Origin of the sequence: Propioniciclava soli, assembly GCF_038502305.1 — a bacterium.
GTDB classification, from domain to species: domain Bacteria; phylum Actinomycetota; class Actinomycetes; order Propionibacteriales; family Propionibacteriaceae; genus Propioniciclava; species Propioniciclava soli.
In genome coordinates this window covers 3755384-3768176 of record NZ_CP115965.1, presented here as the reverse complement: position 1 = coordinate 3768176, position 12793 = coordinate 3755384, and the positions used below count along the sequence as shown (strand labels likewise).

10 protein-coding genes are annotated in these 12793 nt (G+C 69.2%); 8 read left to right on the top strand and 2 right to left on the bottom strand.

Annotated elements, in window-relative coordinates; translation table 11 throughout:
* Positions 1-40 precede the first annotated feature (40 nt).
* Positions 41-1186, bottom strand: coding sequence for a HAMP domain-containing sensor histidine kinase (locus PCC79_RS17050; protein ID WP_342372583.1), 1146 nt, complete (start codon positions 1184-1186; stop codon positions 41-43).
* Complete coding sequence (locus PCC79_RS17045; RefSeq protein ID WP_342372582.1) at positions 1183-1896, bottom strand: response regulator transcription factor; 714 nt, start codon at positions 1894-1896, stop codon at positions 1183-1185. The genes PCC79_RS17050 and PCC79_RS17045 overlap by 4 nt, the downstream gene beginning before the upstream one ends.
* A 753-nt stretch (positions 1897-2649) precedes the next feature.
* Between PCC79_RS17045 and PCC79_RS17040 the strand changes: the two genes are divergently transcribed.
* The 8 genes from PCC79_RS17040 to PCC79_RS17005 all read left to right on the top strand — a co-directional run bounded on the left by PCC79_RS17040 (position 2650) and on the right by PCC79_RS17005 (position 12692).
* Entirely contained in the window at positions 2650-4155 is a 1506-nt protein-coding gene (locus PCC79_RS17040) for a multicopper oxidase family protein (RefSeq protein WP_342372581.1), read from the top strand.
* Positions 4156-4259: 104 nt separating this feature from the next.
* Positions 4260-4577, top strand: coding sequence for a hypothetical protein (locus tag PCC79_RS17035; protein ID WP_342372580.1), 318 nt, complete (start codon positions 4260-4262; stop codon positions 4575-4577).
* Between the two features lie 89 nt (positions 4578-4666).
* The gene (locus PCC79_RS17030) at positions 4667-7111 is read left to right on the top strand and encodes a heavy metal translocating P-type ATPase (RefSeq protein ID WP_342372579.1); all 2445 of its coding nucleotides are present in this window, start codon (positions 4667-4669) and stop codon (positions 7109-7111) included.
* Positions 7112-7214: 103 nt separating this feature from the next.
* Positions 7215-9986, top strand: a complete 2772-nt coding sequence (locus PCC79_RS17025; protein ID WP_342372578.1) for a heavy metal translocating P-type ATPase — start codon at positions 7215-7217, stop codon at positions 9984-9986.
* Positions 9958-10299 carry a metal-sensitive transcriptional regulator gene (locus tag PCC79_RS17020; protein ID WP_342372577.1) on the top strand — a complete coding sequence of 114 codons (342 nt, stop codon included), beginning with the start codon at positions 9958-9960 and terminating at the stop codon, positions 10297-10299. The genes PCC79_RS17025 and PCC79_RS17020 overlap by 29 nt, the downstream gene beginning before the upstream one ends.
* 111 nt (positions 10300-10410) lie before the next feature.
* Positions 10411-11637 (top strand): IS256 family transposase, encoded by a 1227-nt coding sequence (locus PCC79_RS17015; RefSeq protein WP_342372567.1) that lies wholly within the window; start codon positions 10411-10413, stop codon positions 11635-11637.
* A 565-nt stretch (positions 11638-12202) separates the two neighbouring features.
* Positions 12203-12439: a hypothetical protein gene (locus tag PCC79_RS17010; protein ID WP_232550232.1), complete on the top strand. Its 237-nt coding sequence runs from the start codon at positions 12203-12205 to the stop codon at positions 12437-12439.
* Positions 12440-12449: 10 nt separating this feature from the next.
* The gene (locus tag PCC79_RS17005; RefSeq protein WP_232550231.1) at positions 12450-12692 is read left to right on the top strand and encodes a hypothetical protein; all 243 of its coding nucleotides are present in this window, start codon (positions 12450-12452) and stop codon (positions 12690-12692) included.
* Positions 12693-12793 lie beyond the last annotated feature (101 nt).

Sequence of the window (12793 nt, the reverse complement as noted above, 5' to 3'; positions counted from 1 at the left end):
ACCCCCAACCACCATCACCCCGCGCTCGGGCGTGTCGCGCTCACCCCCACCTCAAGGTTGAAGAGCCCGATTGGTGCGTTTCCCTGGGGAGGGTGAGTCGCAGGGTGGCGCCGGTGCCCTCCCCGTCGCTGGTGGCGGTGAGGCTGCCCCCGTGGGCTTCGGCGAGTGCTTTGGCGATGGTGAGCCCGATGCCGGATCCGCCCTTGTCGGCCTCCCTGGCGGCGTCGCCGCGGTAGAAGCGCTCGAAGATGTGCGCGAGTTGTTCGGCGGTCATGCCTTGGCCTGTGTCGGCGACGCTGATGGTCACGGCGTCCGGGGTCGAGGTTGACGTCACGTCGACTCGTCTCCCCTGGGGGGTGTGTCGGAGGGCGTTGGTGAGCAGGTTGCCGAGGATCTGGGCGACGCGCTGGGGGTCGGCTCGGACCGGCACGTCGTCGACTCGGACGGTGAGGGTGACGCCTTTGGTGTCGTAGGCGTGCCTGGCCTGACGGATCGCCGGCTCGACCAGATCGGTGAGCGGTTGCACGCTGGTCTGGAGTTCGATGCGTCCTTCTTCGGCTCGGGACACCTCGTCGAGGTCGCGGGCGAGCCGAGTGAGGCGTTGGGCTTGTTGCTCGACGACGGCTTGGGTGTTGTCGTCCCAGGTGAGGACACCGTCGGCGATCCCTTCGAGGTGGGCGTTGAGGGTGGCGATGGGGGTACGCATTTCGTGGGCCAGGTCGGACAGGAGGCGCCGGCGGGTGTTCTCGACGTCGCCGAGGCGGTCGGCCATGGTGTTGAACGTGTCGCCCAGGGTGCTCAACTCGGGGCCGCCGCCCGTGACGGTGACCCGGGCGTCGTAGTCGCCACGGCTGAGCCGGCCGGCCGCCTGGGTCAGGAGCTCGACGGGATGGCCGATGCGGCGGGTCAGGTACCACGAGATCCCGAGGGAGGCGGCGAGCGCGACCAGCAGCCCGACGGTGAGGGAGATCATGCTGGCGTCGGCGAAGGCGCGTTCGATGTGGACGATCTCGGGAGAGTCGGGCGGGTGGCCCGTGTCCAGGAGGTGGGCGTGGAACAGCGGTGGCCCGATGATCGCGGCGGTCAGGCCGGCGCTGGCCACGATGGCGAACAGGACGATGGCTTGGGCGACGAACAGCTTGGTGCCGAGCCGCCAGGCGCCCACAGCGTGGAACGGGCGGGTCACCCTCGTCCCATCCGGTAGCCGACGCCGCGGATGGTGGTGATGTAGCGCGGTTCGGTCGGGTCGTCGTCGACTTTCTTGCGGAGGTTGGCGACGTGGACGTCCACGACGTGTTCGTCGCCGACCCACGCGGTGTCCCACACGGCGTCGATCAGTTGGCGGCGGCTGAGCGCCAAGCGGGGTTGGGCGGACAGGACGTCGAGGATGTCGAACTCGGTGCGGGTGAGGGCGACGGGGTGGTCGCCGATCCACACTTCGTGGCCGGCGGCGTCGATGCGCAGGTCGCCGAACACACGCTGATCCTCCACCGCGGGGGCGGCGGCGGGTGGGCGGCGGGGGCGCCGCAGCACGGTCTGGACGCGGGCGACGAGTTCCCGGTTGCTGAAGGGCTTGGTGAGGTAGTCGTCGGCGCCCACGGACAATCCGATGAGCCGGTCGACCTCGTCCCCGCGGGCGGTCAGGATCAGGATGTAGCAGTCCGAGAAGGTGCGGATCTGGCGGCACACCTCGATGCCGTCGAGCCCGGGCAGCCCGAGGTCGAGCACGATCACATCGGGGTCCTCGGCCCTCGCCTGGGCGACGGCGTCGGGACCGGTGTGGGCCTGAGTGACGTGGTGGCCTGCCCGGGTGAGGTAGGACGCGATGACGGCGGCGAGTGCGCGTTCGTCATCGACGACCAGCACCTTGGTCGGCAGTGCACCTTCGCTGTTCATGTCAGCCAGTATGGCCGCGGCCGGCGCGCCGGCGGTCGGCGGGGCCGGGCTCTCGCGCGGGTCTTGATGCGATCTTGAGAAGGGCCCGGTCGGACGATGTGGCAGCGCCGGGCGCTGTGTCCAGCCGGTGTTCGAGCCAGCGCTGGAGGGACGCCGTTCTCTCGACCGCGCCGTGGAACCGTACGGCGCCTCCTATCGGGGAGGGACTTCGAGGCGGGATTGCGACCCCTTCGATTTGCGATTGGGTGCCGAGCGCGGCTGGGGTGTCAGGCGGGACCTGCATGGACGAGTGAGGTGAACGCCGTGCAGCTGGTTGATGGCCGCATCGGTAGGCGGGTGGGCTCGACGAGCTTGTCGACGGCCGACAAGGCCGTCGCAGCCTCGCCCAGCCGGCGTTGGCAGGGTTCGCTGGGCGACATCACCAGGTGGTCCGATCTTGACCGAACCTGAACCTGCGCCATACGGCGGCGCCACAGCAGGCGGCCACAGTGGCAGGAGGCCAGGAGAGGGGAGCGCTATGGGCTGGGAGATGTGGGTCCTCATGCTCATCGGCATGGCCGGCTTCTGGGCAGTGGTCCTGTTGGGCATCCGCGCGCTGTTCCTGGCGGGCGGAAAAACGCCTGAGCCGCGATTCCGCGATGCACCCGAGAACGACGCCACCGCCGGGCGCTCGCAGCCTCGGGCTTCGGCCGAGCCGCCGGCCCGGACCGACTCCTCCTCAACGTCTCGAATAGCACCCATCGAAAGGCACCCATGACTGGCATGTCCCGACGCACGCTCCTGCTCGGCGGACTCGGCCTCGGCGCCGCCGCCCTGACGGGCTGCACCTCCGCGCCGGCCGCCGGCCCCGTCCCCTCCGCGTCTGGCCCGATGCCGACGCTCCCGCCGGCCACCCCGAGACCCGGGCAACGGATCGTCGAGCAGGTCTTGACCGCCAAGCCTGTGACCCTCGACCTCGGCGGACCCACCGTCCCTACCTGGGCCTACGGCGACACCGCGCCCGGTCCGCTCGTGAGGGCTACCGCGGGTGACTTCCTCCGGATACGTCTTGACAACCAGTTGCCCGCGGACACGACCATCCACTGGCACGGGATCCGGCTGCACAACAAGGCGGACGGGGTGCCCGGCATGACGCAGGACCCGGTCCCGGCCGGCGGGTCGTTCACCTACGAGTTCACCGCGCCGGATCCCGGCACGTACTTCTTCCACCCGCACGTCGGCGTTCAACTCGACCGCGGCCTGTACGCCCCCCTGATCGTCGACGACCCGAACGAGCCGGGCGCCTACGACGCCGAGTGGGTGGTCGTGCTGGACGACTGGGTCGACGGCACCGGCCGCACCCCCGACGACGTCCTCGCGAAGCTGATCGCCGACGGCGGCCCTGCCCCCAGCGGCGGCATGGGCGGCATGGGTGGGATGGGGGGCATGGACCACGGCGGTCACGGTGGCGGCAACGCTCCGCAACCGTGGGGGGATGCCGGCGACGTCACCTACCCCTACTTCCTGATCAACGGACGCGTCCCCACCGCACCCGACACGTTCGAGGCCAAGCCGGGCCAGCGCGTCAGGATCCGGCTCATCAATGCGGCGTCCGACACGATCTTCACGGTCGCGCTCGGCGGCCACCGACTGACGGTCACCCACAGCGACGGCTTCCCCGTGGAACCGCGGGAGGTCGACGCCCTCTACCTCGGCATGGGCGAGCGCTACGACGCCCTCGTCACCCTCGACGACGGCGTGTTCCCCCTGGTGGCTCGTCCGTTCGGCAAGACCGAGGGCGGCCAGGGCTTGGCCCTGGTCAGGACCGGTTCGGGTCAGGCCCCCGGCCCCGACGTGTCGCCCGCCGAACTGGCCGGGCGCATCCTGCTGGCCACCGACCTGCGTCCCCACGAGTCGGGGAGGCTGCCTTCACGATCGCCGGACGCCACCGCGCACATGTCGTTGGAGGGGTCGATGAGCCCGTACCGGTGGGGCATCAACGGGGCCCCGTTCGGGCAGAACCAGCCGCTCACCGTGCGTGAGGGGCAACGGCTGCGGCTCAACGTGATGAACATGACGATGATGACCCACCCCCTGCATCTGCACGGGCACACGTTCGCGCTGCCGTCGGGGCTGCGGAAGGACACGGTGCTGTTGGCGCCGATGCAGTCGATGGCGCTCGACCTGGACGCCGACAACGTCGGTGACTGGATGGTCCACTGCCACAACATCTATCACGCCGAGGCCGGGATGATGATCGGCCTGCTCTACCGCGGCTGAGCGGGAACGTTGACGCGACCTTGACGGTTCCCACAACCAGACCCGACCTTCGTCGACCAGCCTCGTTGGGGTAACGATCCGAACGACGTCAAGGAGTCCCTGCCATGAATCACGACCACACCGACCACCGCGCCATCCCGGCGGCCAGCAGCGACCCGTACGACCGGTTCGCCGCCGACCCGTTCGCGCCGACCACCCCGGCACCGCCCGTTGGGCAGCAGGCCCCTACGGCCCAGCCCGTGCGGCACCGGTGGTGGATGCACCTGCTGATGTGCGCCCCGATGCTGGCTGTCGTCGGATTCCTCGTCGCCACCGGGGCGGCGGGCGGCGGCGTCATCGGCTACGCCCTGCTGTGCATGGCGATGATGGGCGCGATGATGCTGTTCATGAACCAGGGCTCCGCTGGCGGCCACAAGCATTGACCCCGACACCCCCACGAACCCCATCGCCGAGCCACCCCGATCCCCCGAGTGGCTCGGCGATGGCCCGTCCGCCCTGACAGGAGAATGTGATGAACCTGAACTCCACCGCCGAGTCGGTCGTGCTGCACGTGGGTGGCCTGCATTGGGCCACCACCGCCCACGGCGTCGAACAGACCCTCCTGACCCGGCCAGGCGTGCTGGCGGTCGACGCGAACGCGATCTCGCAGACGGCGACCGTCACGTTCGACCCGACGCGGACCGACGTCGCCGAACTTCAGGGCTGGGTGCGCGAGTGTGGCTACCACTGTGCCGGCGAGTCACAGCCCACCCACGTGTGCGTTCCCCGCATCGAACCGGCAGGTCATCCCGGCGGGCACGCAGGCCCGGACGCCCACGCGCGGCACGGCGGCCCCGGAACCACGGTGCCGCACGGTCATGGGGGGCACGACCAGGCGGCGAGCCACGCCGCGGGGGTGGTGATCTCGCCGCATGACGCGATGGGTCATGGCGGTCATGGGGGGATGTCGATGGACGCCATGGTCGCCGACATGCGCAACCGGTTCCTGGTCGCGGCGGTGCTGTCGGTGCCGATCACGTTGTTCTCCCCGATGGGACGCGACATGCTCGGCTTCGGGCTGCCGGCGCCGTTCGGGTTGCGGGACGAGGTGTTCGCCCTGGTGTTGTCGCTGCCGGTGGTGTTCTACGCGGGCTGGATCTTCTTCGACGGGGCTTTCCGCGCCCTGCGGAACCGGACGCTGGACATGATGGTGCTGGTCGCGATCGCGATCGGCGCCGGGTGGCTGTACAGCCTGTACGTCACGCTCACCGGTGGTGGCGAGGTGTTCTTCGAGGCGGCCGCGGTGCTGACCACGTTCGTCTTGTTGGGGCACTGGTTCGAGATGCGGGCCCGCGGCGGCGCGAACGACGCCATCCGGGCGTTGCTGGACCTGGCGCCGCCGATGGCGACGGTGATTCGTGACGGGGTCGAGGCCGACGTGCCCACCAGCGAGGTGCTGGTCGGCGACCTGGTGCTGGTCCGTCCCGGCGCGAAGGTGCCCGTCGACGGCGTCGTCCGGGAGGGCCGTTCCGAGGTGGACGAGTCGATGGTGACCGGGGAGTCCTTGCCGGTCGACAAGACGGTCGGTTCAGCGGTGGTGGGGGCGTCGATCAACACCACGGGGACGCTGCGGGTGGAGGCCACCAAGGTGGGCGCGGACAGCGCCCTGGCGCAGATCGTCGCGCTGGTGCAGCAGGCGCAGAACTCGAAGGCCCCCGGCCAGCGGCTCGCGGACCGGGCGGCGTTCTGGCTGGTGCTGGTGGCCATCATCGGAGGAGGGCTCACGTTCGGGGCCTGGCTGCTGGCCGGCGCGTCGGTCCAGACGGCGATGCTGTTCGCGATCACGGTGGTGGTCATCACCTGCCCCGACGCCCTCGGACTGGCGACGCCGACCGCCATCATGGTCGGCACCGGTCTGGGCGCCAAGCGAGGAGTGTTGTTCAAGAACGCCACCGCCCTGGAGACCTCCGCGAAGGTCAACACGGTGGTGATGGACAAGACCGGCACGCTCACCCGCGGCGAACCCGAGGTGACCCAGGTCATCGCCGTCGGGGGCGACCCCCACCTCGACCTGGTCGCGGCGGTGGAGCGCGAATCCGAACACCCGCTCGCGGCCGCCGTGGTCACCCATGCCGACGCCCTCGGCGTCGCGACCCGTAAGGCTGCCGAGTTTCGCAACGTGCCCGGCCACGGGGCCACCGCCGTCGTCGACGGACTGGACGTTGCGGTCGGAAACCGGCGGCTCATGGAGTCCCTCGGTGTCGACCTGTCGGCGGCGGGGCCGATCCGCGAGCGGGTCGCCGCCCAGGGCCAGACCGCCGTGTTCGGAGCGGTGGACGGCCGCATCGTGGCGGTCATCGGGTTGGCGGACGCCCCCCGCGAGACCTCCGCCCGGGCGGTCGCGGCGTTGCACGACCAGGGAGTGCAGGTGGTGATGCTGACCGGGGACAATCAGGCGACCGCACAGCGGATCGCCGCCCAGCTGGGGATCGACACGGTGATCGCGGACGTGCTGCCCGGCGACAAGGCCGCCCATGTGGCCGATCTACAACGCCAGGGGCGGGTGGTGGCGATGGTCGGTGATGGTGTCAACGACGCCCCTGCTCTGGCCCAGGCTGACGTGGGGGTCGCGATCGGGGCGGGCACCGATGTGGCGATCGAGACGGCCGACCTGGTCCTCATGCGGTCGGACCCCCTCGACGTGCCGACCGCCCTGACCATCGGCCGTGGCACGCTGCGGAAGATGCGGCAGAACCTGGGCTGGGCGGTCGGTTACAACGTGGTCGCCCTGCCGATCGCGGCCGGCGTGTTTGCCAGCGTCGGGCTGACCCTACGGCCAGAGATCGCTGCGCTGTCGATGTCCGGTTCCAGCCTGATCGTCGCTGTCAACGCCCTGCTGCTGAAGCGGTTGCGGCTTCCTGACGAGCACCACCGCCGACCAGGAACCCCGGCCGCGCAGGCTGCGTCGGGATCTTGACGCGACCTTGATCCGATCCTGCCGATCCGGACACGAGACCCACCTAACCTGACACCAGAAGCGGTACCCCTGGGGGGTATCAGGACAGGGTGAGGTGGTTGTGATGAGTTGGCTCGTCATCGGCGGCGCGGTGGTCGTCACCGGGTTGTTGTGGTGGTTCTTCTTCGGTCCGAAGCGGGCCGGACAGGTGAGCCTGGAGGACGGCGTCCAGGTGGTGCGGGTCACCGTGGACGGTGGCTACAGCCCGGACGTGATCGAGGGCGTCCGCCCGGGCGTACCGGTCAGGCTCCTGTTCGACCGGCAGGAGAGCGGTGAGTGCACCTCGCGGGTGGTCATGCCCGACTTCAAGGTCAACGCAGCGCTGCCGGCGTTCCGGACCACGGCGGTCGAGTTCCTTCCCACCGAAACGGGGGAGTACCGGTTCGCGTGCGGGATGACCATGGTGTCCGGGGTGGTCCGGGTCAGCGGGAGCCCGCCGGCCGATACCCAAGGCGGCGGCACCGTGGTGGAGCAGGCCTCCCGGCCGGTGGACGGAACGACCGCGGCCGGCGGCACCGCCCCCGACGCGGAGGCGGAGGAGGCTGAGCGTGCCGCCGAGATCCGCGACTTGACCCGCCGCCTGCTGGTGGGTGCGGTGCTGTCGGCGCCGGTGCTGGTCGCGGTGATGGCGGTGGAGTTGTTCCAGGCGATGTGGGTTCCCGAGTTCCTGATGAACCCGTGGCTACAGCTGGCGTTGATCGCTCCGGTGATGTTCTATACCGGCTGGCCGATCCACCGGACCGGCTGGAAGGCGCTGTCGCACCGGACCGCCGACATGAACTCGCTGATCACCTTGGGCACGTTTGCCGCCTTCGGCTACAGCCTGGTGGTCACGTTCCTGCCCTGGCTGCTGCCCGACGCGTTGCGGCACGTGTACTACGAGGCCGTCGGGGTGATCATCACCCTCATCCTGCTCGGGCGGCTGCTCGAGACGAAAGCGAAGGCCGGCACCGGTGAGGCAATCCGAGCTCTGATCGGGCTGCAGCCCCGCACCGCCCGGGTTGAGCGCGACGGTGCCGAACTCGAGGTCGGCGTTGATGAGGTGCGGGTCGGAGACATCGTGCTGATCCGGCCCGGGGAGAAGCTCCCGGTCGACGGCGAGGTGACCAGCGGCTCCTCCTCGATCGATGAGTCGATGGTGACCGGCGAATCCATGCCGGTCACCAAGTCCGTCGGGGACACCGTGATCGGCGCCACCATCAACACCACCGGCGCCCTGCGCTACCGCGCCACCAAGGTCGGCGCCGACACGATGCTGGCCCAGATCATCAAGCTGGTCCGCGAAGCCCAGGGCTCCAAGGCGCCCATCCAGCGGCTCGCCGACCAGGTGTCCAGCTACTTCGTGCCCGCGGTGATCGTGATCGCGGTGTGGACCTTCGTCGCGTGGGTGCTGGTCGGCCCGCCGCCGGTGTTCATCTTCGCGCTCGTCGCCGCCGTGTCGGTGCTGATCATCGCCTGCCCCTGCGCCCTAGGGCTCGCCACGCCCATGTCGATCACCGTCGGCACCGGCAAGGGCGCCGCGCACGGCATCCTGATCCGCTCCGCCGAGGCGCTCGAGACCGCCCACAAGTTGCAGACGATCATCCTCGACAAGACCGGCACCCTGACCCGCGGCGTCCCGGCCCTCACCGACGTCATCCCCGTGACCGACGGCGGTGAGGACCGCCTCCTGGCCGCTGTCGCCGGGGTCGAGCGCGCCTCCGAGCACCCGCTGGCGGCCGCGATCGTGGCCGGGGCGACCGAGCGCGGGCTCGCTGTGCCCGAGGTCGACGGGTTCGAGTCCGTCACCGGCCAAGGGGTGATGGCGCGGGTCGACGGGCGGCCCGTGCTGGTCGGCAATCGCCGGCTGCTGGACGCGTTCGGGGTGGACGCGGCCGTCCTGCTCGCCGCCCACGACCGGCTGGCCGCCGAAGGCAAGACCGCGATGCTGGTCGCGGTCGACGGACACCCCGCCGGCGTCGTTGCTGTAGCCGACACCCTCAAGGAAGGCGCCCCGGCGGCGGTCGCAGCCCTCCAGGCCCGCGGCATCGAGGTCGTGATGATGACCGGCGACAACCGGCACACCGCCGCCGCGATCGCCCGCCAGGTCGGCATCACCCGCGTCGTCGCCGAGGTCATGCCCGACCACAAGGCCGCCGAGGTGCGGCGCCTGCAAGCCGACGGCAAGGTGGTCGGCATGGTCGGCGACGGCATCAACGACGCCCCCGCCCTCGCCCAGGCCGACGTCGGGTCGGCGATCGGGACCGGCACCGACGTCGCGATCGAGTCCTCCGACATCACGTTGGTCTCGGGGGCACTGGTGGGCATAGTGACCGCCGTCGACCTGTCCCGGGCCACCATGCGCAACATCAAACAGAACCTGGTGTTCGCGTTCCTGTACAACATCCTGGGCATCCCGATCGCCGCCGGCGTGCTCTATCCGGCGTTCGGGATCACCCTCAGCCCGATCATCGCCGCCGCCGCGATGGCCCTGTCGTCGCTGTCAGTGGTCGCCAACGCCAACCGGCTCCGCCGGTTCACCCCCCGCCCACTGGCCGCCACCACCCAGGTGGCCGGCGTCGACCCGCTCGTCGAGGTGGGCGGCAGCGTCGAAGCCTCACCCCACACCCAACGAAAGGAAACCACCATGTTCCGCCTGTTCGGCAAGAAGAAGGACACCACCACCGCCAAGGTCGTCGACCCGGTCTGCGGTATGAAGATCAACCCCGCTGACGCTGCCGCCACCCGCGACCACGACGGCACCACGATCCACTTCTGCTCCACCCACTGCGCAGCCGCGTTCGACACCGACCCCCACCGCTACGCGCATGGACCCTCCGGCGCCGGCCACCACTGACCCGGGCGCTGCAACACCCGCAGCCCAGCGGAGCGCGTCGGGCCCACGGACCCGACGTGCCCTGCTGGGCCGGCTGCGGCGCATCGAGGGACAGGTCCGCGGGATCGCCCGGATGGTCGACGGCGACGCCGACTGCATCGAGATCCTCACCCAGGTGGCCGCAGTCACCCACGCCCTCGAAGCCGCAGCCCTGATGCTGGTCGACCAACACCTCCGCGACTGCCTGCAGCGGGGGGCAGCCACCACCCTGGCCGACGAGCAGACAAAACAGGTGGAGCAGGCCCTCCGGGCCGTCGAACGGCTGCTCGTGTGAGTCCCGTGGAGTGGTGGGTTTTGGAGGAGGGCGTGTCCTGAGCTGATGGGAGGGCCATCGGCGAGATCTTCGGTGTGTACGGCCAAGCACGCATCGAAGGAGTTATCACCGATGGCCCACATCCAGTCTGCCGTGTCCGACCTGTTTGAGGCGTTTCGTTCCGGGGAGGGAGTCGATCTGGTCCGCGAGTCCGTGCGGATCGTGTTGCAGGAGTTGATCGAATCTGAAGCCAGCGCCGTGATCGGCGCCGACCGCTACGAACGCACTCCCGAACGCGTCACCGAACGCAACGGTGTCCGCTGGCGGGAGTTGATGACCAAGGCTGGCACCGTCGAGGTCGGCATCCCGAAACTGCGGAAGGGTTCGTTCTTCCCCTCAGTGTTGGAACCACGCCGCCGCATCGACCAGGCCCTCTACGCGGTCGTCATGGAGGCGTGGGTGAACGGGGTTTCTACCCGTGCCGTCGACGACCTGATCCAAGCCCTCGGAGGCACCGGGATCAGCAAATCAGAGGTATCGCGCATCTGTGCCGCCCTCGACGAGGAGGTCGGCAAGTTCCGCACCCGCAGGCTGGATGCCATCGAGTACCCCTACGTCTTCCTGGACGCCACCTACCTGCACGTGCGCGACGACCGGCTGGTCACCTCCAAAGCGGTGGTCGTCGCCACCGCGGTCACCGCCGACGGCCGCCGCGAGATCCTCGGACTCGACGTCGGGGACAGCGAGGACGAGGTGTTCTGGCGCGGCTTCCTCACCGCGTTGAAGGGCCGCGGCCTGCGTGGGGTGCGGTTGGTGATCAGCGACCAACACGCGGGCCTGGTCGCTGCGATCAGGCGCTGCTTCCAAGGAGCCGGTCATCAACGCTGCCGCGTGCACTACGCCCGTAACCTGCTCGCGCTGGTGCCCAAGGCGCAGATGGACATGGTCGCGGCCGTGTTCCGCACGATCTTCGCCCAACCCGACCCCGAGTCGATGAGCACCACCTGGGACCAGGTACGCGACCAGCTCGCCGCCCGGCTGCCGAAGATCGCACCCCACATGGACGACGCCAAAGCCGAGGTGCTCGCGTTCAACACGTTCCCCCGCGTGCACTGGCGCAAGATCTGGTCAACCAACCCCCTCGAGCGGTTGAACAAGGAGATCAAACGCCGGGCCCGGGTCGTCGGGATCTTCCCCAACGAGGCCTCCGTCATCCGACTGGTTGGGATGATCCTCGCTGACACCAACGATGAATGGGTCACCGACGAACGCCGCTACCTGTCCGAAGGATCCATGGCTTTGCTCTACCCCGACCGCGATAATGAACCCATCGCCGCCATCACCGACGGCGAGGCGTGACACCGAGGATCCCTCGAAAGCCCACCACTCAGCGGGGCACTATCAGCCCGGCCCGCCAAGAACTCCAAGTAGTCCGCGACCAACGGCTCATCACACGTGACAATCGGCCTGCCCGACGAGCCCTGCGGGCGACTCACTCCGACAACGATCGACACCCCGAAACCCCCATCCCAACCGACAGGCACACCCTCAGGGCCATCGAAGCCAACAGGAACAGACAGGGCAAGATCACGTGCATAACAGGCATGACAGGGAGACCGAGACGTGACCGCACGAGCCGGGAACCTTGTGGGGATCTCACAACCTCGCGTCCTCATGCGGAATCGTTCCCTTGCGGGCCACCTTGGGATGGTTGTCGCCTTCGCGACACGCCGATTCGGAATCCGATCCGTAACACGAACGGCCCGCCGACGCCAGGACTTTCGGTTCCGGGTTTGGTGCCGATGTGGACCCTCCACAAGCGCAGGCTGGCGGGTGGGCACCTTGTCGTTACGGCTCCATGCGGCAAGACCAGATGTAAAGATGAGCTTGACAACCCCGCTCAGCGTCAAGGTAGTCTTGACGTGTGGAGATCCGCGGCTCGGCGCGCAAGCACGGGATCACGGACGCCGACATCGACCACGCGTGGCGCAATGCCATCCGTCTCGTCGAGTACGAGTACGCCGGGCAGGAGCGTCTCCTCGTGATCGGCGCCGACCGACAAGGTCGGCTGCTGGAGCTGGTAGCAGTCCCTGCTGAACAACCGACCCGGATCATCCATGCAGATCTCCTGCGACCGAAGTTCTACGACTACTTGAAGTGAGGTGAACACGATGACGATCAAGACGCGCAACAACGCCAACGGGCTGGACCAGGTCGACCCGACGACCCATCCGGCACGTGACGCCGCCCACTTCCGACGGATCATCGCCGCCCGCAAGGCCATAGCCGATGCCGAGCAGGAACTCCGGGATGCCGTGAAGGCCGCCCGGGATGCCGGCGACTCCTGGACGGTCATCGGCGCCGCTCTCGACACCACCCGCCAAGCCGCCTTCCAGCGATTCGGCCGCGACTGACAGCGCTGCCAGCGGCAGGCAGGGCGTTCTGTCGGCCAGGAATGAGGGCCGGCACGAAGTCATGACGCACCCAAGAGTGCCAACCCGGGCAGGGTGCGCGG